Below are 25,048 nucleotides of genomic sequence, written 5' to 3'. Positions count from 1 at the left end.
ACGAGAGTGGGGGAGAGGTGGCCGGGCGAAGCCGGGACGGAGAGGGGGCCTTGACGCTCCCCGATCGTTCAAAGAAGTTTGATTTTCCTCGACGCTTCATTCGCGAAGAGCCCCCTCTCCGGCCGCTTCGCGGCCACCTCTCCCTCGCTTCGCGGGGGCGAGGAAACGCTACCTCACAACCGGAGCCTCCCATGCGCATCGCCGTCCTCGCCGACATCCACGGCAACGTGCTGGCGCTCGACGCTGTGCTTGACGATCTCAAGCAGCGCGGCGGCGCCGACTTAATCGTCAATCTCGGCGATTGCGTCTCCGGCCCGCTGTGGCCGCGCGAAACCATGCAGCGGCTGGAAGCGCTCAACCTGCCGACGGTGCGCGGCAATCACGACCGCCGCGTCGCCGTCGACCCGGCCGACGACCAGATGTGGCCATCCGACCGCTACGCGCAGGAGCGGCTGACGGCGGCGCAGCGCGAGGCGCTGTTTGCGCTTCCTCTCACCCTGGAGGTCGCGCCCGGTGTCATTGCCTTCCATGCACGTCCCGACCATGACGAAAAATACCTGGCCGACGCGATCTCGGATGGCCAGCTGGTGCGCGCGCCGCTGGCCGCCATCAAGCGACGGCTGAAGGGGCTCGACCCCTCTTGCCGCATCGTGCTGTGCGGCCACAGCCATCGCGCCGATCTGATCCGCATTCCCGGCGGTCCGGTCATCTTCAACCCCGGCAGCAGCGGCTGCCCCGCCTATTACGACGATACGCCACCAGCGCATGTCTCCGAACAAGGCTCCCCGCATGCGCGCTACGGCATCGTCGAACTCGGCGAGCACCGCGGCCGCTTCGATTCTATTGCCGTCGACTACGATCACGAGGCGGCCGCGCGACAGGCCGAACAGGCGGGAAGGCCCGAATGGGCCCACGCGCTGCGCACCGGGTTAATGTCGGGTTGAGCGAGGCACGAGTTCATACCCCCGGGTTGAACGAGGAACGAGTTCATACCTCCGGGCTGAGCGAAGCTCATATGCCCACTGAACTAGGTCCGTTTGCTCATGCCGTGGCCATATTTTCCGACTTACATGGCGCCATGTCGTCCCTTATAAATCGCTCGGCATGCGGCAGCACTTCCGTGCCTGGCCGCGCCTTCGGTAATGCAATCGTCCATGGCCAGATGATGAGGCGCACAGTTACGGTCCCAAAGACGCTGCTGCTCGCCGCGCTTTTGATGGCGATGCTGCCGACGGCGCTGCCGGCCAGAGCGCAGGAGGCTGAGGTTGTCTCCATCGTGACGGGTCTGGCTCCGGACGATCTCTTGAACATCCGCGCCAAACCCTCGCCAGGCGGCAAGATCCAGGCCCGCCTGCCCAATGGGTCGAGCCTGAACAATCTCGGCTGCAACGACGTCAACGGTCATCAATGGTGCAAGGTCGCGATGACCGACAATCCGCAAATGATGGGATGGGCTCCCGCGCGCTACCTCAGTTCGACCAATCCCCAGCCAGTGGCCGACATGGAAACGACTGGTGAAGGCGCGACCATGGCTGCCGGGGCCGCAAACCCCGCGCTGGCTGCGCCGCTGCCCGACCTGACGGAACGCCTGGGTGGCACCGATGCCGAAACCCCGCCGACTCCCGCCGAGGCAATCGGCAAGGCCGCCATCGAGGATGCTTACCGCCTGGCGCTTTCGGGCAATGGAGACCCGCCGACCGGCGAGACGGATGGGCAGGCGCCTGCGGCGGGTGCCAACCAGAACTTCGCTGTCAACGCAGCGCCTCCGGCCGACGCACAAACGGTTGCGCGGCTGCAGCCACCGGGTCCACCAGCCGCTGGCGCCAAAAATAGGATTCCCTGCGCGCGCTATGTCGGCCAGCCGATGACCAGTTGCGACGTGAGCATCGTGCGCCAGGGCGACAGCAAGGCCGCCGTGACCGTGACCTGGCCCGACGGCGGCACGCGCGTCATCAGCTTCGCCGCCGGCCTGCCGGCCGGTTCCGATGCATCCGGCGAGTTCCGCTTCACCCGCGAAGGCACCCTGAACATGATCCGCGTCGGCGTTTCGGAGCGCTTCGAGATTCCTGACGCCCTGGCAACCGGAGGTTAGGTAGATTCGAAACGCTGGAGGGACAGCGCCCCCCTCTGTCCTGCCGGACATCTCCCCCACGAGGGGGGAGATTGGCTGTTTCGCCGACAGCGCCCCTTTTTCGAGGCTGGCGATTGGCGAAATCAAACGTGAAGGCCGATCTCCCCCCGTGTGGGGGAGATGTCCGGCAGGACAGAGGGGGGCGCGACGGAATGAGACGCTTGTTTGCCCAGCTGTGCACCTCGCATCAACCCGCATTTTCGGGGTTACATCCAGCAAAACTCTTCCCTATAAGGCCCTCCTAGCCTGATACCAGAATCGCGAGCACAACCGGCCGGGTCTTCCCGTCCCGGCTTTTCGTGCAAGCCGCCCGCCGACGGAACTCTAAAACCATGCCAAGACGCACCGACATCAAGTCGATCCTGATCATCGGGGCCGGCCCCATCGTCATCGGCCAGGCCTGCGAGTTCGACTATTCCGGGACCCAGGCCTGCAAGGCGCTGAAGGAAGAGGGTTTCCGCGTCATCCTGGTCAATTCCAATCCGGCCACCATCATGACCGATCCGGAACTGGCCGACGCCACCTATATCGAGCCGATCACGCCTGAAGTCGTGGCCAAGATCATCGCCAAGGAGCGGCCGGACGCGCTGCTGCCGACCATGGGCGGCCAGACCGCGCTGAACACCGCGCTGTCGCTGCGCCGCATGGGCGTGCTCGAGCGCTACAATGTCGAGATGATCGGCGCCGACGCCACGGCAATAGACAAGGCCGAGGACCGCGCGCTGTTTCGCGAGGCGATGCACAAGATCGGCCTGGAAACGCCGAAGTCGATGCTGGCCAACGCCACCGACGTCAAGAACGCCGACCGCAAGACGCATGAGGCCGAGCGCGCCGCGCTGAAGGCCGAGAAGCCGGCCGATCTCGACGCCGCGCTCGACGCGCTGGAGACGCGCTGGAACCTCGGCGAAGGCGACCGCAAGCAGCGCTATATCAGCCATGGCATGGCGATCGCGGCACAAGCGCTCGACCATGTCGGCCTGCCCGCCATCATCCGCCCGTCCTTCACCATGGGCGGCACCGGCGGCGGCATCGCCTACAACCGCGCCGAATTCTACGAGATCGTCCAGTCCGGCCTCGACGCCTCGCCGACCACCGAAGTGCTGATCGAGGAAAGCGTGCTCGGCTGGAAGGAGTACGAGATGGAGGTTGTCCGCGACAAGGCCGACAACTGCATCATCGTCTGCTCGATCGAGAACATCGACCCGATGGGCGTGCACACGGGCGACTCGATCACCGTCGCCCCAGCGCTCACGCTCACCGACAAAGAATACCAGATGATGCGCAACGCCTCGATCGCGGTGCTGCGCGAGATCGGCGTCGAGACCGGCGGCTCCAATGTGCAGTTCGCCGTCAACCCGGCCGACGGCCGCCTGGTGGTGATCGAGATGAACCCGCGCGTCTCGCGCTCATCCGCGCTGGCTTCGAAAGCGACCGGCTTCCCCATCGCCAAGATCGCCGCCAAGCTCGCCGTCGGCTACACGCTGGACGAGCTGGAGAACGACATCACCGGCGGAGCGACCCCGGCCTCGTTCGAGCCGAGCATCGATTATGTCGTGACGAAAATCCCGCGCTTTGCCTTCGAGAAATTCCCCGGCGCCGAGCCGGTGCTGACCACGGCGATGAAGTCGGTCGGCGAAGTCATGGCCATCGGCCGCACTTTCCAGGAATCGCTGCAGAAGGCATTGCGTGGGCTGGAAACCGGCCTGACCGGTCTGGACGAGATCGAGATCCCCGGCATCGGCCATGGCAGCGCGCCGGCCAGCCATGTCGACGACCGCAACGCCATCCGCGCCGCCTTGGGCACGCCGACGCCCGACCGGCTGCGCATGGTGGCGCAGGCGATCCGCATGGGCACCTCGCTGGAAGACGTGCACGCCATGTGCAAGATCGACCCGTGGTTCCTCGAACAGATCGCCGGCATCCTCGCCATGGAAGCCCGCATCCGCGAGCACGGCATCCCCGAGGACGCCGCCAATCTGCGCATGCTGAAGGCGATGGGTTTCTCCGACGCCCGCCTCGCGTCGTTGACGAAGACCGACGCGGAAGAGATTCAGAAGATTCGCGAAAAGCTCGACGTTCATCCGGTTTATAAGCGCATCGACACTTGCGCCGCCGAGTTCGCCTCGCCCACCGCCTATATGTACTCGACCTACGAGGTGCCCTTCGCCGGCGCGCTCGCCAACGAAGCGCAAGTGTCAGCGCGGAAAAAGGTCGTCATCCTCGGCGGCGGTCCGAACCGCATCGGCCAGGGCATCGAGTTCGACTATTGCTGCTGCCATGCCGCCTTTGCGCTGCGCGACGCTGGCTATGAAGCGATCATGATCAACTGCAATCCCGAGACCGTGTCGACCGACTACGACACATCGGACCGGCTCTATTTCGAGCCGCTGACAGCCGAGGACGTGCTGGAGATCCTGCGCGCCGAGCAGGCGGCGGGCGAGCTGGTCGGCGTCATCGTCCAGTTCGGCGGCCAGACGCCGCTGAAGCTCGCCGATGCGCTGGAGAAGGCAGGCATCCCGATCCTCGGCACCTCGCCCGACATGATCGATCTGGCCGAGGACCGCGACCGTTTCCAGAAGCTTCTGCACAAGCTGAACCTCAGCCAGCCGAAGAACGGCATCGCCTATTCGGTCGAGCAGGCCCGCCTCGTCGCCGGCGAGCTCGGCTTCCCGCTGGTGGTGCGCCCGTCCTATGTGCTGGGCGGTCGCGCCATGCAGATCATCCATGACGAGGGCATGCTGCAGACCTATCTGCTCGACACCGTGCCCGGCCTGGTGCCGGAGGACATCAAGCAGAAATACCCCAACGACAAGACCGGCCAGATCAACACGCTGCTGGGCAAGAACCCGCTGCTGTTCGACACGTATCTGTCGGGCGCCATCGAGGTCGATGTGGATTGTCTGTGTGACGGCAAGTCGACCTTCGTCTCCGGCATATTGGAGCACATCGAGGAGGCCGGCATCCATTCGGGCGACAGTGCCTGCTCGCTGCCGGTGCACTCGCTGCCCTCGGAGCTGGTCGACGAGCTGGAGCGCCAGACGGCCGCCCTTGCCCGCGCGCTCAATGTCGGCGGCCTGATGAATGTGCAATACGCGATCAAGGACGGCACGGTCTATGTGCTGGAGGTCAACCCGCGCGCTTCACGCACCGTGCCCTTCGTCGCCAAGACCATCGGCCGTCCCATTGCCAAGATCGCCGCCCGCATCATGGCCGGCGAGAGCCTGGAAGACGCCTTCGCCCATTACGGCGCCATGCCCGACCCACGCAATCCCGGCCATATCGCCGTCAAGGAAGCCGTCTTCCCCTTCGCCCGCTTCCCCGGCATCGACATATTGCTCGGCCCGGAAATGCGCTCGACCGGCGAGGTCATGGGCCTCGACCGCGATTTCGCGCTGGCCTTCGCCAAGAGCCAGCTAGGGGCGGGTGTTGATCTCCCCCGCGCGGGCACGCTGTTCGTCTCGGTGCGCGACGAGGACAAGAAGGGCATATTGCCGGCGGTCAAGCGCCTCGCCGGCCAGGGCTTCAAGGTGCTGGCGACCTCAGGTACCCAGCGCTTCCTCGCCGAAAACGGCGTCGTCGCCGAAAAGATCAACAAGGTGCTGGAAGGCCGCCCCCACATCGAGGACGCCATCCGCAACCGCCAGGTCCAGATCGTCTTCAACACGACTGATGGCCAGAAGGCGGTGTCGGACTCAAAGTCGCTGCGCCGCGCGACGCTGATGCAGAAAGTGCCGTATTACACGACGCTGTCAGGTGCCGCTGCGGTGGCGGAGGCGATCGCGGCGCTGCGGGCGGGGAGCCTGGAGGTCAGGCCGCTGCAGGAGTATTTTGCCTGAAGCGATTTCTCCCCGTTTGCGGAGAAAAGGAGCGGTTGGGATTGCTACTTCAGAGCGTAAATTGCCAAGCCTAAGCCAACAATGCTCGCGATACTGGCAAAAAAAGCAACAAGTTTGTTTTCAAGAACCCAAGAGACGCTCGTCCGAATGCGACCGCCATGCATCTCCCAGCGTGTAGTATTCGTCTTTAGAGAACGATCCTTAACCAAGGTTGCAAGATTCGCTAGAATATCCACTTTACGCAACGTGGATTGATGCAGTCCGCTAAAATTTCGCTCTTCGAACGCTGCTGCTTCCTGCGCTCCTGTCATGAAATCCAAAGGTCGTATCTGGTTTTTTTCAATCAAGGACTCCATTCGCGGGTGCGATATGTAGCCTTTCCCATATATATTTATGATAATCCTCGATAAATCATGCTTTCGCTCGTCGTCAATTACAACAGGCGAACCTTCAAGAACTGTATACCGATGCTCGATTGCCGCGAATCCATAGTTCGCATCGCGCATATTCCAGTGCATGAAGTGGCTGTTCCGGTACGAGCCGACAAACGAAAAGAACGCGTCCAGCATGAGGCGTTCCAATCGATCATAATGCTGCTCAATTTCCCCAAAAGCCACACCTTGGCGTTCTGCAATTTGATGGATAGAGAACGAGTGCGTCTGCGCATCACTTAACTTGCGAACTGCAATAGAGGTTACCCTAGGCGAACGCCCCTCAGCTCGATCATAGAAACTTTCGCAAGAGTAGTGAATAACCCACGTATTTTTCGCGTCTGAAAAAATACTGTCAATCTCTCGCCATGCTTCCTTCTGCCGGTTCGCGTCTGGGGCGGTCATTGAATACCAATTTGGTTCGAGGCAAGTCGGTTTGCGACAATTGGGCTTATGAGCTATAGTCTCTCGGCCTGAATTTAGACGGGCAAGAGGGCCGCTGGACATCGGCTTTGGACGCCGAGCCAGCGGCTCCCGTGGTCTCAGCTGGGCTGAGCTTAATTCCCGTTTGGACCGGGAATCAATCTGTTGACGCCATTGCGCGTATTACGTTCGCGATCTTGTTCGCTTCCGCAGGCGTCAGATCGTAGGGCAGTCCCTGCACTTGTATCGTCAAGTCCGGCCTAATAGGGATAGGCAGTATCGAAACTGAAGTAGGCGGGGCTGCTGAAAAGTTCGCGAATATTTTTTGAGGAGCCTCGTCGAGCGACTTACTGTCTGTCGCGTTAACCGATTTCGGCCTTTCAGAAGATTTCCTTCCCGATGCTTGGATCGACGGCCTAAAAGACATCGGATTGTCTAGATAGTTTTTAAAATCGTCAATCGCCGATTTTATCCTGCTTTTATATGTATTCAGGCTGTCCGGCGTATAGTTTGAACCAGAAATATTCGAAAACCGAACAAGAAGCTGATCTAGATCCAAAATTGTGACGTCTTCCGCTTCATCCTTTTCAAGTATAGACAGCACCTTGTTCGCCGATGCCTTGCGTGAGCGGGCAGTCGTCGTGTTCATCAAACCTTTTCTCGCAAGGTAGTCGAGGAATTCAAGAAGGGCTTCGCGTGACCGCTTTCCATTCATTGCAACCATCCTTTCACGGATAGATGTAGCAGGTTCTGGATAAGTTGCAATGATTTTTGTGTCCAAATAGACGTTGTCTGTATCTGCCACGCCCCATCGGATCGGAAACCCTCTCGATCAAGCTGATCGACACCGAGGCGATGCCTCTGTATCCCTTTACTTTAACGTGGCTAGGCGGACGGCTCAGCGGGAGAAGAGGAGAGGAAACTAACCTCACGCCACCGCGACACACTCGATCTCGATGTCGAACTCCATCGGCTACGACGCCACCGGCACGAAGCTGCGCGCCAGCGGGTTCGCGCTGAAATACTTCGCATAGACCCGGTCGATGGCGTTGTAAAAACCGAAATTGACGGCGTAGATGCCGTATCCACCGGCAGCGTCGCCGAGATGAATACGAAGCCGTTGGCCCTGATCGCGGTCGAGCACGGCAGGCCGAGCACCTTTGCCGACATCACCTGCACTTCGATGACTTCCTTCTTCATGACAATCTCCCTGAGTTTGCAGGGAGCTTATCTGCCCGCCTCGGGAAGGCCAGTGCCGACGCTCGGTTTAGTCAGAGAAACCCGATGAACCGTCCGGCGAACAACACAGACATCCAGAGCACCAGCGAAAGCCCCGCCAGCGCAACAGCGCCCCCGCCGGCCGGCTCCTCGCCACCTCCCGCCCGGCACAACCGCATAAACGCAAGGAAGTTAACGCCGGCGAGAACAATCAGCCCCATCTTGGCAAGAAAAACCGGCATCGCCGCATACTCTCTCGCCCTCACCGAAAACAGCAGCGCCCCGGTGACAAGCGCGCCGGCGAATGCGCAGAATGCCACCCGGCGCAGCAGCGCGACGAACGCCGCCTGCGGCAGCGAGCGGAAGGCGCCGATGACCCTGAGGTCCATCAGCATGACGCTGGTCAGCAGCGCGCCGATCGACATTATGTGCAGCGCGTTGACGATGGGGTAGGCGACGAAGGAGGCCTTCAGCCCCTTGACGAGAGCGAGTTGCTCGATGCCGGCCAGCAGCCCGTCCATTCAGGCCGGCGGCACGCGGTCGGGATAGACATCGTAGGTCTTGCCACCGACGATGATGCGCACGGCCTTCATGCGCTTTTCCTTCTCGTCGAGCGAGCGGTTGCCGATCGCGGTCACCTCGTCGCCGACCTTGGCGACCTCCTCGGTGAAGCCGGCGGCGATCGTGCGCGACGGCGGCGCCATCTCCACCCGCCAGGCCTCGCCCTCAGCGTCGACATCCAGCGTGGCGTGCGGATTGCCGATATAGATGGCCGTGATCCTGCCCTTGAGTTCGAAAAACCCGTCCTCGGTCCACGACCAGCCGTGATGAGCGTAGGCCGCGGTGCCGGCGGCAAGGATTGCTGCAGCGGCCAGCGTGACGCTACGAATCCCGTTGAAAGGCGACTGCATCGCTCGTCTCCTCGGTTCATCCCCGTGTAGAGTAGGCCACGGCGCGGCAACGTCAAATCATATCGGGACGGAGGCCCTCGGCGAAGCTGCCGATCTCCCCCCTTGCGGGGGAGATGCCCGGCAGGGCAGAGGGGGTGCTGTCCCGCCGGCCTGTCAAGACCTGGGTTCCTCGCCCCCGTGAAGCGGGGGAGAGGTGGCCGCGAAGCGGCCGGAGAGGGGGCCTTCGTAGGGCGCAACCCCCTCTCCGTCTCGGCTTCGCCGAGCCACCTCTCCCCCATTGCATGGGGGAGAGGAACCCAAGCTGGAATGAAGCCGCGATCCTTCCCTCTGTCCTGCCCTCTTTGCCATCACTTGGCATCTCCCCCGCAAGGGGGAGATTGGATTTCGCTACGGCTTTCGCTAATCGCCAGCGCAGGAAGGCAGCGCGTTGAGGCGCAGCGCAAACCGAAGCGATTGCCCTGCGGAATGAACGGTCCGGCCTTGCCAATGACATCCATGCACGCCATGTTCCCCTACCCACCGCTCTTCTTGTCCACCGGATGAAGGTCGGAGACTCAAACCCCCGAACGAGGCAAACCATGACCAGCATGAGAGACCGTCAGGAAGGCTTCGAAAAGAAGTTCGCCATGGACGAGGAAACCAAGTTCAAGGCCATGGCGCGCCGCAACAAGCTGCTCGGCCTGTGGGCCGCCGAGAAGCTCGGCAAATCAGGCGCGGACGCCGACGCCTATGCCAAGGAGGTGGTGCGTTCGGACTTCGAAGAGGCCGGTGACGACGATGTGTTCCGCAAGGTGCGCGCCGATTTCGACGCAGCCGGCGTCGCCCTCACCGATATTCAGATTCGCGGCGCCATGGCCGAACTCCTGATAACAGCGGTCGAGCAGATCAAGACGGGCTGAGCACCGCTCGGTCCGGCAGAGACCCTGGTTTCCAACGCGCTGCTGGCGGCGAGGTTGCGCGGAGATTGAAGCGCCCTCCCTTCTCCCCTTGTGGGAGAAGGTGGCCTCGCGCAGCGAGGTCGGATGAGGGGTGTTCCAGCTTGGCGTTACGCCACTCACAACCGCCCAACAGCGCCGAGAGGCACATTTGCCAAGGCCTCATTTCTTCCAGCACCCCTCATCCGTCTCGGCGCTGCGCGCCGATCCACCTTCTCCCACAAGGGGAGAAGGGAAGGCCACTCAGTGGCAGCACGCCTCGCCATACTGCAACTGTTCCTGCCAGCCCTGAGCTCTGCCCTTCGGCGTAAAATCCATCAGGTTCCACAGCGTCTCGCAGGTGCCGATGCCGCGTGGATCCTGGCCGGGCTCGGTTGGAGCGAAGTCCAGCTCCGACGACCAGAAATGGCGGATGCCGTCGGCATCGCGATGGAACACCGACAGCAGCGGCAGTTGCGCGCCGTCCTCGGCCTCGGCGTGATAGTCGCGCTTGAAGTCGTTACCGGCCGAGGAAATGAGCCGCATGTTTTTCCAGCCGCGGTCACCGCCGAGCGTCAGCATGTTTTCCAGTGCGGTCTTGCCGACCACGGCGAAATTGAAGCCGGCTGCCTCGAGATGACCGACGGCGCCATCGAACTGGTCGAGCAGCGCCGTGCAGGAGGGGCACGGCTGGTCCTGCCGGGCGAGCTTCGCCGTGCCGCCGCTGCTCGCCACCTCGCGCTTCTCCTGCGGATGGCGCGGAAACATCATGTTGTAGAGGATCAGCGTGTCCTTATCAGGCGCAAACAGCTCCGACAGCTTTATGCGCGCCGGCTTGCCGTCGGGACCAAGCCCGTCGAACACATAATCCCGCGGCACCAGCCCGCCCTTGGGCAGCGCGCGGCGGGCGACGGCCACATCCTCCATGGCGCGGCGCAGCTCGATCTCCTTGCGCAGAAGTTCTTCGCGGGCGGTGCGGTATTCGCTGGTCTCGTTGGGAAAGCTGATCATCGTCATCTCCGTCTCCTGGGATTTTGACGACGCGCGCCAAGGTTCCGGCAACGCGCCTTGCCTCTCAAGGACGGATGACGAAGGACGGTTCCGACATTTTTGCGCACACGGGCCGCAGAAGCCCCCTCACCCGGTTTGCCAACCGAATTGCGAAGGGCAATTCGGGGCAATCCGACCTCTCCCCGAGGGGAGAGGAGATCGCCGGCGCCAGCTCTTCTCCCCTCGGGGAGAAGGTGGCCGCGAAGCGGCCGGATGAGGGGGGCCCCTATGCGATTACCAATCGGCCGAAGCTACTGTGCCGCCGGTACCGGGCAACTGGTATCGCCCTCCTGGCAGTTAAGGTAGCCCTCGAAATCCTTCAGCCTGCTGTTGGTGAGTTCCTCCTGACAGCCGGCGACCACCATCGGATACATGCTGCCGGCCATGTCGCGTGGGCCGCCCTGGAAATTGCATTCGGCGTCGCGAAAAGCGACCCAGGCGCGCTGCGCTGCGATCAGCAGCTTCTTGCCCGCCGCATCGTCCTTCAGCCGGCCCTCGATCTGCTTGTAGGCATCGTTGAGCTTCTTGTCGGCCGCGGCGAGCGACTTGCCGGCGCATTCGTTCATCGTCGCCTGATCCATCGCATTGGCGCAATCGTCGGCAGCCCGCGCCGCATTCGTCAACAGCGGAACGGCGAGGATCAAGGTGGCCAGGCCGGTTTTGCAAAGCCGCATCGTGTTTCTCCGGTTTTCGAGAGCCCCCGCCGTAACAAAGTTTAACGATGGGGCGAACACAGGCAAGATGCGGCTTGTCGCCTTGGTGGACAGTTCCTTTCCGACGAGCGCGAAGCAGGGGAAACTTCCTGCCGCATTCTTCGTTCAGGTCTATAGGTCCATATCAGGGGGAAAATCATGCGCGAAGCCGACAACGACGAAATCGACCTGCGCTGTCCGCAGATCGTCGCCGACAATGCCGCCAGGGGCCTCCGGCTGCGCGGCATATTCGGCCGTGGCGGTACCGAGGTCGGGGTTGCGCGAGCCACTGAGCTCAAGAACCGCGACAAGCTTTCGCCCTCCACGATCCGGCGCATGGTCAGCTACTTCGCCCGCCACCAGGTCGACAAGAAGGGCCGCAACTACGACAATGAGGAAGACCCGTCGGCCGGCTATATCGCCTGGCTTTTGTGGGGCGGCGACGAAGGCCGCGCCTGGGCGCTCGACCTCAAGCAGAAGATCGGCAACGCGCCCGATATTTGAACGACGTGAATGACATTTGAACGATAGACAAGCAGGTTGGGTCGGGAAACCGAAGATACGAAACAGGAAGATACAAGGTGGCGGATCCCGAACCCCGCCTCGGGAGAACCCCCCGCAAACTCTCGGGACCCGCCGTGGAGTGTGGCTGACACATGCCGGTGCAGCCCCTCCGACACCTTCCGCTCGTAACCCCGACCGACCGGCGTGGCAGGTGGTTAGCATTTGCCCTTGGCGATCTATGTGAAGCGGTTCACAAACGATGCACTTTCCGCAACGTCAGGGCAGAACCAATGCATGTCGCGCAAAAGCATGCACTCGGGCTTGAACCGAGGGTGTGCAGGGTTTTGCGATGACGACATGCATGAAAACAAGAACTTGAAGCGCGTCGCATGAATCCGTTCAAACGCGACGCGCTTTAACCTTCCCAGGCAACCTCGAACATACCCAGCCGTTCGTAGAGCCTGACGGCGGCGGGGTTCTCGACCGTATTGGTCTTGAGATCGACATGCGCGGCGCCCCGCTCGTGAAATTCGGCGAAGGCGTGCCACATCAGCGCCTCGGCGATGCCCCGGCCGCGCGCTTCGGGATGAACGGCAATATCCTTGACGAAGGCCCGCGTCCAGCACAACGCCGCGCCCACCAGCCGGCCTTTGTCGTTGATGACCAGGAAGCACAGAGCGGGATCGAATTCCGCGTCGCCCGAGACGCGCGGCCACCATTCGTCGAACGGCCCATCGGCGCCGTCGTCGAACACCTCGGTCAAAAGCGCGTGCAAGGCCGGCGCATCGGCGGGTTCGAAGCAGCGCATGATGAAGCCTTCGGGCCAGCGCGGAGGAACCAGCGTCTCGTCGAGGATCTTGCGCAGCCTGATGTCGTTTGGCGCCGGGGGGCGCGGCTCAGGCATTTTATTCAATTTCAGGCATCGGGCTGCAGGCGACGCCGCTTGCGGTCGATGCCGAGGCCGGTCGCCTCAAGCAGGCCCTTGCGCTTGGCGTCGTAGTAATAGCCGGTCTGGTAGAGCCAGTCGGCGCGCTTGGCGTTGCCATCAGAAACAAGCCAGGCGCCGCGCAGATATTTCACCGCGTATTTCAGATTGGTCTCGGCATCGAACAGGCCCTTGGCCGGCCCGTCATAGCCCATGCCGCGTGCCGTCGCGTGCTTGATCTGCATCAGCCCCCAATGGCCGCGATTATAGGCTTTCGGGTTGAACGTGCTCTCGCGGTTGACGACATGGCGCACCAGGTCGACCGGCACCTGGTAGAACGCGGCATATTTCTCGATCAGCCGCTCGATCTCGGCGCGCGGGCCTCTCGCGGGCACTTCCGGCGAACCGACCGGAGCCAGGACGGCGGGATTCTGTGGCACGACATAGGCCACCTGCTGAACCCCGGGCATGCCGGCTTTCCCGGCGGTCGCCGGCACGACAAGCCCGGCGGTGGTATAGACCGGCGCATTGACCGGCATGGCGGCGGCCTTGCTGGTCATGACGGCAGGCATGGCTGCGGCCCCTGGCGTCGATCCGGCGAAAGCCGCAGTGGGCTCGGCGGGCGACGCGGCGGGTTCCGCCGACAGCGCGGCCGTCTGCACCGGCTTGTTGCCGGAGGGCTCGGGCAGCACCGAAACCGTGTCCGGCAGCGCCAGCGCGAAACCTGCGTCGGCGCCGGCGGCAGCGGCCGGTTCGGTGAAGGAAGGCGCGGGCTTGACCTGCGAGGTCGACGTGCAGCCGGCCAGGGCGGCCGCCGCAACGACCACGCCGATCGCGATGAGATTGAATTTTGCTGGCAAGCCGCGCTCGGGTCCGGTTCGGTTGTTAAGAAATCCCTTACACCAGCGATTCTTGGGCCGCAATCGGGGCGGGCTGGCGGTTTTCGGGTGGCGGGACTCAGGTCCCGATGCCATATTGTTCTGGATATGTACCTGTTTTTCGTCGTTTTGCCTGGAGAACATGCCATGGAAACCCCCGCTTCGATCACCGCCGGCCACGCAGTGTTAGAAACAGTGATCGGCTTCATGGGCATTGCCTGGAGCGAAACCGGGCTGATCCGGCTCTGCCTGCCCGAACGCAGTCGCGAAGCGGTGGAGCGCCGGTTGCTGCGCCACCCCGGCGTTTCGCCCTCCACCGTCCAGCCGCCTTGGGTTGTCGAACTGATCGCCTCGATCAAGGCCTATGCGTCAGGCGAAGACGTCGATTTCTCCGGCGTGCCGGTCGATCTCGCCGGCATCGACGATTTCCGCCTCGCCATCTACGACGCCGCGCGCAAGCTCGCCTTTGGCGAGACCACCACCTATGGTGAACTGGCCAAAAGCGCCGGCCACGCCGGGCTGGCGCGGGAAACGGGCGCCGCGCTTGGCGCCAACCCGGTGCCGCTGGTCATTCCGTGCCACCGCATTCTTGCCGCCGGCGGCAAGATCGGCGGTTTTTCCGCCCCCGGCGGCTCGACCACCAAGGAAAAGATGCTGGCAATGGAAGGCGTGCGCGTCGGCCCACCGCCGTCGGCGCAGGTGTCGTTCGGTTTCTGATCCGGCGCCTTAAAGCGCGTCGCGTTTGAACGGATTCATGCGACGCGCTTTAAGTTCTTGTTTCATGCATGTCGTTATCGCAAAACCGCTGCACACCCTCGGTTCAAGCCCGAGGGCATGCTTTTGCGCGACATGCATCAGTTGTGCCTGAGGATGCGGCGGCGGAAATGCCGGTCGAAATCCGGCCGCTTGCACGTGTAGACGGGGCAGGATTTCGCATCGGCGCTCGGCACATAGGCCCGCGCCCTCACCTCGCCCATGTTGCAGAAGCGCTCGTCCCGCACATAGCGGTCGTAGAGCGCCAGGCCCGGCACGCGCGGCGACTGGTAGCGCAGGATCACCGCACCCTGCCGGGCGATCGTCGCCCGCACCCTGTCGCAGCTCATGCGGGTCGGGTCATAGCGCGAGATCGCCTGCGCCTCGGCGGCTATAAGCGTCAGGCAGGCGGCAAGCAGAACAGTTTTCATGGTTCCTCTCCCAAAACCGAACCGGCGCCCGAAGGTATGTTGCCCTCTTCCCGACGCGCAATTCCTCAACGCTTTCATGCGATTGGGGCGGCCGTTGGGCGGCGCCGCGTCAGCGCCATTCTCACGAAGACTTGTTTTTCGCGCAAAACCAGCCTATATGCGTTCCATTGATATTTCGGCCGATCGATCCGGGCCTCGCGATATTCGCGTTTGCTGACGTCTATCTCCAAAATCTCGATGCACACCGGCTGGACTTCGGTCTGGTCAAACTAAAGCAAATGTGAAGGACTATCGAAATGGCAACTGGTACGGTCAAGTGGTTCAATTCCACCAAGGGCTTCGGCTTCATTCAGCCTGACGCGGGCGGCGCGGACGTTTTCGTCCACATCTCCGCAGTCGAGCGCGCTGGACTGTCGACCCTGGTCGAAGGCCAGAAGATCAACTTCGAGATCGAGCAGGACCGCCGCACTGGCAAGTCGTCCGCTGGGTCTCTGAGCAAGGCAGCCTGATTTTGAAAATGGCGCGCGCCGGGCGAGAGCTCGGGGCGCGCGGCAAGTCACGGATGTACTGACGGTCGCGCGAGAAGCGCGCCGGAGCGGAAAGAACCCGACCAGCCGAAGCAGCAGATTGCTGACGGCCCGGCCAAAACGCTCCAGTCAGGCTACCAAGCATGGGAAGGCGGGATTTTGTCCCGCCTTTTTGTTTGTGCGGATTCCTGACGCTGCCAGTTGGCGAAACCGGCAATGCAGCGTCCTTCTCCCCGTCTCTATACGGAGAAGATGGCGGCAGCAAGATGAGGGCGGCGCCAGCTTTTCAGGGTAGCTATCGAGAGGTAGTTCTGAGGTGTCCGCTGCCCCTCATCGCCCTACCGGGCACTTCTCCCCGTATAGTGACGGGGAGAAGGACGCTGTGTCACAGCTTTCGCCAATCGCCGACGTCACCTACCCCACCCACTCCATCGGCACATGTCCCGGATCGGCCTCGACCCTTTTCAGCCAGGCCGCCACCGCCGGATAGGCGTCGAGCTGGAAGCCGCCCATCTCTGCCGTATGCGTATAGGCGTAGAGCGCGATATCGGCGACGCTCGGCGCCGCACCGGCGAAGAAAGCATTGCCTTCCAGATATTTGTTCATCACGCCGAGCGCCTTGTTGCCGCGCTCCAGCGTTACTGCCAGCCGTTCGGGTGTCGCATCCTTGGCCCGTTCTGGAAAGGTGAGCAGCGCCCTGCGCACCGCGATATAGGGCTCGTGGCTGTATTGCTCGAAGAACAGCCATTGATAGGCCAGCCCGCGCTCGTATCTATCGGCCGGCAGGAAGCGCGTGCCTTCGGAGAGATAGAGCAGGATGGCGTTGGATTCGGCGAGCCGCCTGCCGTCGTCGAGTTCCAGCAGCGGCACCATGGCGTTGGGGTTCTTGGCGACATAATCGGGCTTGCGCGTCTCGCCGGTATGGGAACTCACCTCGACATTGGTGAAGGCCATGCCCAGCTTCGCCATCAAAAGGCGCGGCTTGTAGCAATTGCCGCTGTCGATCATTCCATAGAGTATGGTCATTTTGTTCCCCTGCGGCCACTCCGGCGCAATTATCGTCGCAGCCGCAGCCTGATCCAGTGATTTGTTTTGGCGCGACCATCAGCGCCGCTGATGCATCACCCAAATAACGGGATGACCTTGGCATCCATGCCGAGCAGCCTGTCGATGGACAGCGGCTCCTCGTCGAAGACCGTGCCGGCCAATGCCGGCCGCCCCAGATGAAAACCCTGCAAGAGATCGACGCCGCCATCGAGTGCCACGCGCAGATGGGTGGCCCGCTCGATCCCTTCGACCAGCACCTTGGTGCCGCGGTCGTGCAACGCCGAAACCAACGGCCGGAAAAATCGTTCGGCGGCGGCATGGCGGCAGAATTCCGCGAACCATGTGCCATCGATCTTGACGATGTCGGGCTGGACCAGCGCGACCCGCTCCTCCGTCGAATGCCCGGTACCGAAATCGTCGATGGCGATGCGGATGCCGTCGCGCCGCATCTCGCGCACCAGGCTGACGAGCAGCGCGTCGTCGGCCGCCTGTTCGGTGATCTCGCAGACCAGCATGCCCGGATGCAGGCCGAAATCGGCGAGATGCCTGGTCATCAGCCTGATCTCGGCCAGCGCCCGCCCGGGATGATCGTTGATCAGCGGATTGTAGTTGAAGAACAGATCGAGCCCGTCGACGCCGATGTTGCGGAAGTTCCTGATATGCAGCACCCGGCACATCGTCTCGACGAACAGCCGATCGGCCGCGGGCAGGCTTTCGAAAAACACCTGTGGCGCAACCGGCCTTCCGGCACGGTGCGGCTCGATCAGGCCTTCGACCGCAACGGCCTGCAAGAACCTGCCGCGCGGCGCGAAGATCGGCTGATAGGCGCTCCTCAGCCGGAATGCGCCATAGACGCCATATTCGATCCCGACCTCGTCGGCAAAGATCGCCTCGCCGACATTGCGCCGCCTGTCGGGCCGCCTGGTCACTGCGCCACCCGGCGCCCGAAAGCCCGCGCCGGCCGCGGCGAAGACGGCACGGGCGCAGGCGCCACTCCGACATTGGCGTCGGCCGCAGGCGTCTGACTGTCCTTGCCGAAGACATGAAAGCTGGTCGGCGCCAGCTCGGGACGCGCCAGCGTGAACCCCTGCACCATCGAGGCGCCCGACTTCTCGGCCAGTTCAAGCTGCCAGCCCTCCTCGATGCCCTCGAATACGGTGCGGATGCCTTGTTCCTCGAAGCTTGCCACCATCGACGTCAGCAGCGCGAAACCCGCGCCGGACTCCATCAACTGCGTGATCCACCGAGCATCGAATTTCACGATATCCGGCTTGAGCTCCTTGACGCGGCTGATGTCGGATTCGTCGGCGCCATAATCGTCGACAGCGATGCGAAAACCATTGCCCCTGAGCGCTTCGACGAAATTGTAGAGGGTCTCCTGCGACGCCGATTTCTGCTCGGTCACCTCGCATACGACGCGGTGCGGATCGATGCCCGCTTCGTGCAGCACCAGCCGCATCTCGCGCAGCGCCTTGTCGACGATGCCGCGGTCGGTGAACACCGACGGGTCAAAATTGATGAAGATGGACGCCTCCTGCGGAAGGCAGGCGCCGGCGTTCAAGAGGTGCAGCGTCCTTGTCAGCGCCTCGATATGCAGGCGGTCGGCCGCCGGGCACGTGCTGAAAAAACTCATCGGCGGCTGCGGCTCGCCATCGCGAGACGGCCGGATCAGCCCCTCGAAGGCAACGACCGAAAGCTTGCCCTCCTTGAAGGCGAAGATCGGCTGGAAGGCGCTTTGCAGCGTATAGATACCCCAGACACCGCTGGCGGTGCCGTCATCATGGCGGATGATATGGGCAAGCCCGATGCTGCGCGACAAGGGTTCCTCGCTCCGCGAGACTGGCAAGATTGGATTGCGATCCTGCCACTCAAGGGTTTACCGGCCGTTGATGAATTTATTGTTGCCGAGGATTTGAGCGCTGGCTCATCCGACTGCGCTTGCACTTCGGGGAATGATGCGACATGAGAAGCGCCGCAGCCATTCTCGGCCGCGCCGACGCTCCCTGGAGACACGCTACCATGGCCTTTCTTGCCGACGCCCTTTCCCGTGTAAAGCCTTCCGCAACCATCGCGGTGACGCAGAAAGCGCGCGAGCTGAAAAACGCCGGCCGTGACGTGATCGGGCTGGGCGCCGGCGAACCGGACTTCGATACTCCCGACAACATCAAGGAGGCCGCCATCGAGGCGATCCGGCGCGGCGAGACAAAATATCCGCCGGTTTCAGGCATCGTGCCCCTGCGCGAGGCGATCGCCAAGAAATTCAAGCGCGAGAACAATCTCGACTACAGGCCGGAGCAGACCATCGTCGGCACCGGCGGCAAGCAGATCCTGTTCAACGCCTTCATGGCGACGCTCAATCCAGGCGACGAGGTCATCATCCCGCGGCCCTACTGGGTCAGCTATCCCGAGATGGTGGCAATCTGCGGCGGCACCTCAGTCTTCGCCGATACCTCCATCGACAGCGGCTTCAAGCTGACGGCGGCGGCGCTGGAAAAGGCGATCACGCCGCGCACCAAATGGCTGTTGATGAACTCGCCGTCCAATCCATCGGGTGCTGCCTACACCGGGGCGGAGCTCAAGAGCCTGGCCGACGTGCTTATAAAGCATCCGCATGTCTGGGTGCTGACCGACGACATGTACGAGCACCTGATCTATGGCGACTTCGTTTTCAAGACCCTCGCCGAGGTCGAGCCCAGGCTCTACGAGCGCACGCTGACCATGAACGGCGTGTCGAAAGCCTATGCGATGACCGGCTGGCGCATCGGCTATGCGGCTGGCCCAGTGCCGCTGATCAAGGCAATGGACATGATTCAGGGCCAGCAGACCTCCGGCGCCTGCACCATCGCGCAATGGGCGTCGGTCGAGGCACTGAACGGCCCACAGGATTTCGTCGCCAGGAACAAGGCGATTTTCCAGGCCAGGCGCGATCTTGTCGTGTCGATGCTCAACCAGGCGCGCGGCATTTCCTGCCCCTCGCCGGAGGGCGCTTTCTACGTCTATCCGTCCTGCGCCCAGTTGATCGGCAAGAAGACCAAAGCCGGCAAGCTGATCGACAACGACGAGACTTTTTGCTCCGAACTGCTCGAGGCCGAGGGCGTCGCGGTCGTGTTCGGCTCGGCCTTCGGCCTCGGCCCCAACTTCCGCATCTCCTACGCCACGTCGGAGGCGTTGCTCGAAGAGGCCTGCACGCGCATCCAGCGCTTTACGGCGTCGCTGACCTGATCAATACATTGTTGTAAAATGAAAATCCGGCCGCCCGGCCGGATTTTTTATATCAGTTCAAGAAGACTCAACCGCCATACTGCGCGTCGGTCACCTGCTCCAGCCAGTCGGCGTGGACGCCGTCGAGCGCCTCTTGCATGGCGATATGCGCCATTGCCGATTTCGGGCCGGCGCCATGCCAGTGCTTTTCCTCCGCTGCGAACGAGATCACGTCGCCAGCCCTGATCTCCCGTATCGGTTCGCCCCAGCTTTGCGCGAGGCCGGCGCCTGATATGACATAGAGCGTCTGGCCGAGCGGATGCGTGTGCCAGTGGGTCCGCGCGCCGGGCTCGAAACTGACCATCACGGCCCTGAGCCGCGCCGGCGCTTCCTTCTCGATGATCGGCGTCTGCAACACACGGCCGGTGAAATATTTCTCCGGCGCAAGGATGGTAGGCACGCTGCCGCAGGCAATGATCTTCATCGTCGATAATCCTCAGGCTGACGGCAGTTTCGTCCGATACCTGCCATGGCGCAACCGGCTGTTCAAGCCCGCATCCAGAGGCTTCGCCAATCACGGTTGAGGCGCGGCCAGAACAGGCCTGTGCGTGCGCGGTAGGCCCCATAGTCGCCGGCCAGCGCCGTGCGCGAAAACTTCCTCTCTTCGTCCAGCGCGGCGATCGTGTAGATCGCAACGATCCCGGCGACGGGCACCAGCGCCCAGATCGACCAAGTCGCGATGCCCCATCCGATCCAGAAGATGATGTAGGAGGCATAGAACGGATGGCGGATATAGAAGTAAGGCCCGTCGGTCACCAGACTGTCGGGACTGTCAGGGTCGAACGCGAAGCGCAGCCGCGCCTTGCGGGAAATGACAATCGCCCACCAGAACAGGGCCGAGCTTGCCAGTTCGATGGCGAGCCCGCCGAGCTTCGCCGCCACCGGCTGCCGTTCGATCCACAGGATTGCCAGAAAGAACACCGCCACACCGATCACCACGGCGGAAATGATCATGGCGCCTGGAGGCATGGTCGGCGACTGGAAATGGGCGCGCATGGACCAGGCATATTGGCCGAGCGTCGCGATGCTGCTGATTGAGACAAGAAGATCGAGCGCACCGTCCATCATTGGAATCCCTGGTTGTCTCATCAGCCCGAAAATCGGCATCGATTTTCGGAAATGCGTAGATTTAAAACATGCTCCCGCCCACGGATTCGCTCATCATAGCTTGTTGCCGCGGAGAAATCTTTTCTTAACCACAAACCTAAACAAGATAGTGACTGTGGAATGCGATGTTGGCCGTCGGGTAATCTGAGGGTCTAATCCAGCATGGTCGTTTCCCAGCGGACGGTCCGCACCGAGCAAGCGGATTTGCGCCTCAGCCAGTCGTCGGGCTCCGGCCTTCCGATTGTGTTGATCCATGGCTCGGGCAGTTCGCGGGCCGTGTTCGCCCGCCAGTTCGACAGCCCCCTGGCTGTGGCCCACCGCTTGATCGCCTTCGATCTGCCCGGCCATGGCGAATCGTCCGACGCCCGCGATCCGGCGAACGCCTATACGATTTCCGGCCTTGCCCAATCGGCGGCTCAGCTCCTCGACATCATGGGGATCGACCGCGCCGTCGTCTTCGGCTGGTCGCTTGGCGGGCATGTCGCCATCGAGCTCGCGAGTTTTCACCAGGCGGTCGCCGGGCTGATGCTGACCGGCGCGCCACCGGTATCGAAAGGGCCGTTCGGCATGCTGCGTGGCTTCCATGCCCATTGGGACATGCTGCTGGCATCCAAGAAGACCTACTCGGAACGCGATGCCGAGCGCTTCGAAACACTATGTTTCGGCGACACTGCCGATCCATCGTTCCGCCAGACCATCCTGCGCACCGACGGCCGGTTGCGCGCCGCTGTGACGCGCGGCATGTTCACCGGCAAAGGCGCCGACCAGAAGCAGGTGGTCGAGCAGGCCGCATTTCCAGTCGCGATCGTCAACGGCGAGAACGACCCGTTTGTCCGCCTCGGCTATTTCGAAACCTTGGCCTACGCTTCGCTGTGGGAGCATTGCCACGTCATATCAGGTGCCGGGCATGCTCCTTTCTGGGAGCGTCCGGACCTGTTCAATCCTCTGCTGGCGCGCTTTGTCGAGACAGTGGCGATGCAGGGCGCGGACGAGACCACGCTGGCGCCGCGCCGGACCAAGGCCGGCTGATTCTCCCCGAAGCACATTGGCCACCTGCATCCGCGGATGCAGGGTCAGCGACGCGTCGACTCCTCCCTCAAATCCGCTTCTCAAATCCCCCCTCCCTCAAATCCCTTGCCCTCCCGACTAACCCGTGGGACGATGCTTTCGGGTAGGTGGCGAACTAAAAAAGCCCCGCCCGCGACGGTCGACAGGCCGGCCGCCGCTCCCAGGGAAACGCCTGAGTGGAGGTCAGTCATGGGAACTCGCGCCGGAGGACGACGCACGGGACCGAAATGCATTGCCATAGTCGGTCCCTTCGCAAGCGGTAAGACGACACTTCTCGAAGCAATACTCGCCCGCACGGGCGCCATTCCCCGCCAGAATCCCGTTTCCTCGGGAAGCACCGTTTCCGATCATTCGCCCGAGGCGCGCGCCCACGCCATGAGCGTCGAGGCGACCTTCGCCACCACCGACTTCATGGGCGAGCAGCTCACCTTCGTCGATTGTCCCGGCTCCATCGAATTCTCCTTCGAGGCCGAGCCGGTGCTGGCCGCCTGCGACATCGCCGTGGTCGTCGCCGAAGCCGACGAAAAGAAGATCCCTGCCCTGCAGCTCATCATGCGCAAGCTCGACGATCTTGGCGTGCCGCGTATCCTGTTCCTGAATAAGGTCGACAAGGCGATAGCAGGCGTGCGCGACACGCTGAAGATGCTGCAGCCGGCAAGTTCGATGCCTTTGCTGCTGCGCCAGATTCCGCTGCGCAAGAACGGCGTCGTCATCGGCTCGATCGATCTCGCGCTGGAGCGCGCCTACATCTATCGCGAATATGCCGAGAGCGAGGTCGCCGAGATTCCGGGCGACGAAAAGGCACGCGAACTGGAGGCACGCTTCTCCATGCTGGAGACGCTCGCCGACCATGACGACCAGTTAATGGAACAGCTTCTCGAAGAGATCGAGCCGCCGAAGGACGCGATCTTCGACGACCTTGCCGCCGACCTGCGCACCGGCGCGGTGACACCGGTGCTGATCGGCACCGCCGAGAAGGGCAATGGCGTGCTGCGCCTGTTGAAGACGCTCCGCCACGACGCACCCGACATGGAGGCGACCCGCAAACGTCTCGGCGCGCCCGATGGCAATGCCACCGTGGTCCAGGTCATGAAGACCATCCACACCCCGCATGGCGGCAAGCTGTCGGTCTCGCGCATCCTCTCCGGACAGCTCGCCGACGCCTCCGAGCTTTACCTCTCGAATGGCGACACGACAAAAGTGTCCGGCATCTACAGAATGCTCGGCAAGGACCAGACCAAGCTCACCGTGGCCAAGGCCGGCGACACGGTGGCGCTCGGCAAGCTGGACGACGTCAAGACCGGCCAGACACTGAGCTCGGCCAAGGGCGGCATCAGGCCACTGGTGGCGCTGACGCCGCCGCAACCGGTCTTCGCTTTCGCGCTGCGGCCGAAGGAACGCAAGGATGAGGTCAAGATGTCGGCAGCCATCCAGCGTCTTGCCGAGGAAGATCCCTCGCTCAGCCTGCGCCACAATCAGGATTCGGCCGAGACCGTGCTTTCGGGCCATGGTGAGATGCATCTGCGCGTCGTGCGCGAACGGCTGGAAGGCAAGAACCAGATCCCGGTCGAGGGCCATACGCCGGCCGTGCCTTATCGCGAGACGATCCGCAAATCGGCGCAGCAGCGCGGCCGCCACAAGAAGCAGTCGGGCGGCCATGGCCAGTTCGGCGACGTGGTGATCGAGATCAAGCCGCTGCCGCGCGGCTCCGGCTTCCAGTTCACCGACACCATTACCGGCGGCGTCGTGCCGAAGACCTATATCCAGTCGGTCGAGACCGGCGTGCGCGACTATCTGAAGTCAGGCCCGCTCGGCTTCCCGGTGGTCGATGTCGCCGTCAACCTGTCCGACGGCTCCTACCATGCGGTGGATTCGTCGGACATGGCGTTTCAGATGGCGGCGAAGCTGGCGATGAAGGAAGGCATGGCCGCCTGCTCGCCAGTGCTTCTGGAGCCGGTCATGAAGGTCGAGATCGTCACGCCCTCCGATGCGACGTCGAAGATCATTGCGCTCATCCCGCAACGGCGCGGCCAGATCCTCGGCTACGACGCAAGGCCCGATTGGCCGGGATGGGACATCGTCGAGGCGACCATGCCGCAGGCAGAGATCGGCGACCTGATCATCGAACTGCGTTCGGCTACCGCGGGCGTCGCCAGCTATCGCGCCGCCTTCGACCATATGGCCGAACTCACCGGCCGCCTGGCCGACGAAGCGATGAACGCCAACGGCAAGGCCGCCTGACACTTAATGCATGTCGCGCAAAAGTGTGCAGCGGTTTTGCGATGACGACATGCATGAAAACTTAAATTAAGCGTGTCGGGCATCAAATGGTACCCGAGCATAAGAAAGCGGCGTCCGGATGACCCGGACGCCGCCCTCTTGCGGACCGTCTTCGTGGGAGGCGAAACGGCAGGTCCGCCGCACATGCCGCCAGCGCCTGATGGCGTTGACGGTGGAATTGGTTCGGACGCGGTAGCCGCCTGAGCCCGGATCGCCCGAGTGATGCCCCCATCTCCCGCACGAACCACACCGCGTCCTACGATCTGCTTACTCGATACCGCGTGTCTGCAACATGTTACCTGGGGTTACATGTCACCGTTACGCGACAATTTCGGTCGGTTTTTCGGAGCACTGCAGATTTTGGGCAACAAAAAAGCCGGATCAACGAAGATCCGGCTGAGTTTGATTGGAAGTGCCTGTTAAGGCTAACCTCCAGAGGGGAACACTCGAGGGCGCTAATGGGAGGAGAACGCGCCCAAGAGATGAACTATATATCTGCTCATCATGCCCAAGAAACAAGCATCTATTTTGCAACACTCGCATGCAAAAAGAGGCAGGCTGTGGTCTAACCCATTCCTGGGGCTCGTAGGACCAGCGGAATCGTCGAAATGTAACGTGTCGCGAGCCGGAATCGCAGCGGGAGAAGCGAATCGGACTTGAT

The 25,048-nt window shown here is 62.5% G+C and carries 25 protein-coding genes; 10 read left to right on the top strand and 15 right to left on the bottom strand.

Annotated elements, in window-relative coordinates; genetic code table 11:
* Positions 1-191: 191 nt before the first annotated feature.
* The 3 genes from C9427_RS14695 (at position 192) to carB (ending at position 5,967) form a co-directional block, all read left to right on the top strand.
* Positions 192-944, top strand: coding sequence for a metallophosphoesterase family protein (locus tag C9427_RS14695; RefSeq protein WP_107649843.1), 753 nt, complete (start codon positions 192-194; stop codon positions 942-944).
* 221 nt (positions 945-1,165) lie between these two features.
* Positions 1,166-2,092: an SH3 domain-containing protein gene (locus C9427_RS14690; RefSeq protein ID WP_107649871.1), complete on the top strand. Its 927-nt coding sequence runs from the start codon at positions 1,166-1,168 to the stop codon at positions 2,090-2,092.
* A gap of 371 nt (positions 2,093-2,463) precedes the next feature.
* Positions 2,464-5,967, top strand: coding sequence for a carbamoyl-phosphate synthase large subunit (gene carB, locus C9427_RS14680; protein ID WP_107649842.1), 3,504 nt, complete (start codon positions 2,464-2,466; stop codon positions 5,965-5,967).
* 44 nt (positions 5,968-6,011) lie between these two features.
* On the opposite strand, the gene C9427_RS14675 is transcribed toward carB, so the two are convergent.
* The 5 genes from C9427_RS14675 to C9427_RS14655 form a co-directional block, all read right to left on the bottom strand.
* Positions 6,012-6,803: a hypothetical protein gene (locus C9427_RS14675; protein ID WP_107649841.1), complete on the bottom strand. Its 792-nt coding sequence runs from the start codon at positions 6,801-6,803 to the stop codon at positions 6,012-6,014.
* 175 nt (positions 6,804-6,978) lie between these two features.
* Positions 6,979-7,626: a hypothetical protein gene (locus tag C9427_RS14670; RefSeq protein ID WP_146172545.1), complete on the bottom strand. Its 648-nt coding sequence runs from the start codon at positions 7,624-7,626 to the stop codon at positions 6,979-6,981.
* A 168-nt stretch (positions 7,627-7,794) separates the two neighbouring features.
* Complete coding sequence (locus tag C9427_RS14665; RefSeq protein WP_245437076.1) at positions 7,795-7,965, bottom strand: RidA family protein; 171 nt, start codon at positions 7,963-7,965, stop codon at positions 7,795-7,797.
* A gap of 127 nt (positions 7,966-8,092) precedes the next feature.
* Positions 8,093-8,560 carry a hypothetical protein gene (locus C9427_RS14660; protein ID WP_107649839.1) on the bottom strand — a complete coding sequence of 156 codons (468 nt, stop codon included), beginning with the start codon at positions 8,558-8,560 and terminating at the stop codon, positions 8,093-8,095.
* Positions 8,561-8,950 carry a DUF6152 family protein gene (locus C9427_RS14655; RefSeq protein ID WP_107649838.1) on the bottom strand — a complete coding sequence of 130 codons (390 nt, stop codon included), beginning with the start codon at positions 8,948-8,950 and terminating at the stop codon, positions 8,561-8,563.
* A gap of 578 nt (positions 8,951-9,528) precedes the next feature.
* On the opposite strand from C9427_RS14655, the gene C9427_RS14650 reads away from it, so the two are divergent.
* Positions 9,529-9,849 carry a DUF1476 domain-containing protein gene (locus C9427_RS14650; protein WP_107649837.1) on the top strand — a complete coding sequence of 107 codons (321 nt, stop codon included), beginning with the start codon at positions 9,529-9,531 and terminating at the stop codon, positions 9,847-9,849.
* 279 nt (positions 9,850-10,128) lie between these two features.
* Here C9427_RS14650 and C9427_RS14645 read toward each other — a convergent pair whose 3' ends face one another.
* On the bottom strand, positions 10,129-10,875 hold the full coding sequence (locus tag C9427_RS14645; protein WP_107649870.1) for a DUF899 family protein: 747 nt from the start codon (positions 10,873-10,875) through the stop codon (positions 10,129-10,131).
* 290 nt (positions 10,876-11,165) lie between these two features.
* Positions 11,166-11,588, bottom strand: coding sequence for a lysozyme inhibitor LprI family protein (locus C9427_RS14640; protein ID WP_107649836.1), 423 nt, complete (start codon positions 11,586-11,588; stop codon positions 11,166-11,168).
* A gap of 177 nt (positions 11,589-11,765) precedes the next feature.
* Here C9427_RS14640 and C9427_RS14635 point away from each other — a divergent pair, with 177 nt between their 5' ends.
* Positions 11,766-12,110 carry a hypothetical protein gene (locus tag C9427_RS14635; protein ID WP_107649835.1) on the top strand — a complete coding sequence of 115 codons (345 nt, stop codon included), beginning with the start codon at positions 11,766-11,768 and terminating at the stop codon, positions 12,108-12,110.
* Positions 12,111-12,525: 415 nt separating this feature from the next.
* Here the strand turns inward: C9427_RS14635 and C9427_RS14630 are convergent, their stop codons facing one another.
* On the bottom strand, positions 12,526-13,014 hold the full coding sequence (locus tag C9427_RS14630) for a GNAT family N-acetyltransferase (protein WP_107649834.1): 489 nt from the start codon (positions 13,012-13,014) through the stop codon (positions 12,526-12,528).
* Between the two features lie 11 nt (positions 13,015-13,025).
* On the bottom strand, positions 13,026-13,895 hold the full coding sequence (locus C9427_RS14625) for a lytic transglycosylase domain-containing protein (RefSeq protein ID WP_107649833.1): 870 nt from the start codon (positions 13,893-13,895) through the stop codon (positions 13,026-13,028).
* Between the two features lie 165 nt (positions 13,896-14,060).
* Here C9427_RS14625 and C9427_RS14620 point away from each other — a divergent pair, with 165 nt between their 5' ends.
* A complete protein-coding gene (locus C9427_RS14620) occupies positions 14,061-14,630 on the top strand; it encodes a methylated-DNA--[protein]-cysteine S-methyltransferase (RefSeq protein WP_107649869.1) in 570 nt (189 codons plus the stop codon).
* 137 nt (positions 14,631-14,767) lie between these two features.
* Here C9427_RS14620 and C9427_RS14615 read toward each other — a convergent pair whose 3' ends face one another.
* The gene (locus C9427_RS14615) at positions 14,768-15,097 is read right to left on the bottom strand and encodes a hypothetical protein (protein WP_097572848.1); all 330 of its coding nucleotides are present in this window, start codon (positions 15,095-15,097) and stop codon (positions 14,768-14,770) included.
* A gap of 296 nt (positions 15,098-15,393) precedes the next feature.
* On the opposite strand from C9427_RS14615, the gene C9427_RS14610 reads away from it, so the two are divergent.
* Positions 15,394-15,606 (top strand): cold-shock protein, encoded by a 213-nt coding sequence (locus C9427_RS14610; RefSeq protein WP_006338270.1) that lies wholly within the window; start codon positions 15,394-15,396, stop codon positions 15,604-15,606.
* Positions 15,607-16,038: 432 nt separating this feature from the next.
* On the opposite strand, the gene C9427_RS14605 is transcribed toward C9427_RS14610, so the two are convergent.
* The 3 genes from C9427_RS14605 to C9427_RS14595 form a co-directional block, all read right to left on the bottom strand.
* The gene (locus C9427_RS14605) at positions 16,039-16,650 is read right to left on the bottom strand and encodes a glutathione S-transferase family protein (RefSeq protein WP_107649832.1); all 612 of its coding nucleotides are present in this window, start codon (positions 16,648-16,650) and stop codon (positions 16,039-16,041) included.
* Between the two features lie 95 nt (positions 16,651-16,745).
* Positions 16,746-17,600, bottom strand: coding sequence for an EAL domain-containing protein (locus tag C9427_RS14600; protein ID WP_107649831.1), 855 nt, complete (start codon positions 17,598-17,600; stop codon positions 16,746-16,748).
* Entirely contained in the window at positions 17,597-18,490 is an 894-nt protein-coding gene (locus C9427_RS14595; RefSeq protein ID WP_107649830.1) for an EAL domain-containing protein, read from the bottom strand. Before C9427_RS14595 ends, C9427_RS14600 begins: the two co-directional genes overlap by 4 nt.
* A gap of 200 nt (positions 18,491-18,690) precedes the next feature.
* Here C9427_RS14595 and C9427_RS14590 point away from each other — a divergent pair, with 200 nt between their 5' ends.
* Entirely contained in the window at positions 18,691-19,893 is a 1,203-nt protein-coding gene (locus C9427_RS14590; protein WP_107649829.1) for a pyridoxal phosphate-dependent aminotransferase, read from the top strand.
* Between the two features lie 67 nt (positions 19,894-19,960).
* Here the strand turns inward: C9427_RS14590 and C9427_RS14585 are convergent, their stop codons facing one another.
* Positions 19,961-20,356 carry a (R)-mandelonitrile lyase gene (locus C9427_RS14585; RefSeq protein ID WP_107649828.1) on the bottom strand — a complete coding sequence of 132 codons (396 nt, stop codon included), beginning with the start codon at positions 20,354-20,356 and terminating at the stop codon, positions 19,961-19,963.
* Between the two features lie 62 nt (positions 20,357-20,418).
* Positions 20,419-21,000, bottom strand: a complete 582-nt coding sequence (locus C9427_RS14580) for a methyltransferase family protein (protein WP_245437075.1) — start codon at positions 20,998-21,000, stop codon at positions 20,419-20,421.
* A gap of 201 nt (positions 21,001-21,201) precedes the next feature.
* Here C9427_RS14580 and C9427_RS14575 point away from each other — a divergent pair, with 201 nt between their 5' ends.
* Entirely contained in the window at positions 21,202-22,068 is an 867-nt protein-coding gene (locus tag C9427_RS14575) for an alpha/beta fold hydrolase (RefSeq protein WP_107649827.1), read from the top strand.
* Between the two features lie 228 nt (positions 22,069-22,296).
* On the top strand, positions 22,297-24,348 hold the full coding sequence (locus tag C9427_RS14570) for an elongation factor G (RefSeq protein WP_107649826.1): 2,052 nt from the start codon (positions 22,297-22,299) through the stop codon (positions 24,346-24,348).
* Positions 24,349-25,048: the final 700 nt, after the last annotated feature.

This window comes from Mesorhizobium helmanticense, from assembly GCF_003034915.1.
Classification (GTDB): Bacteria; Pseudomonadota; Alphaproteobacteria; order Rhizobiales; family Rhizobiaceae; genus Mesorhizobium; species Mesorhizobium helmanticense.
Note: the sequence above shows the minus strand (reverse complement) of the source record. Positions and strands in the feature narration are given on the sequence as shown.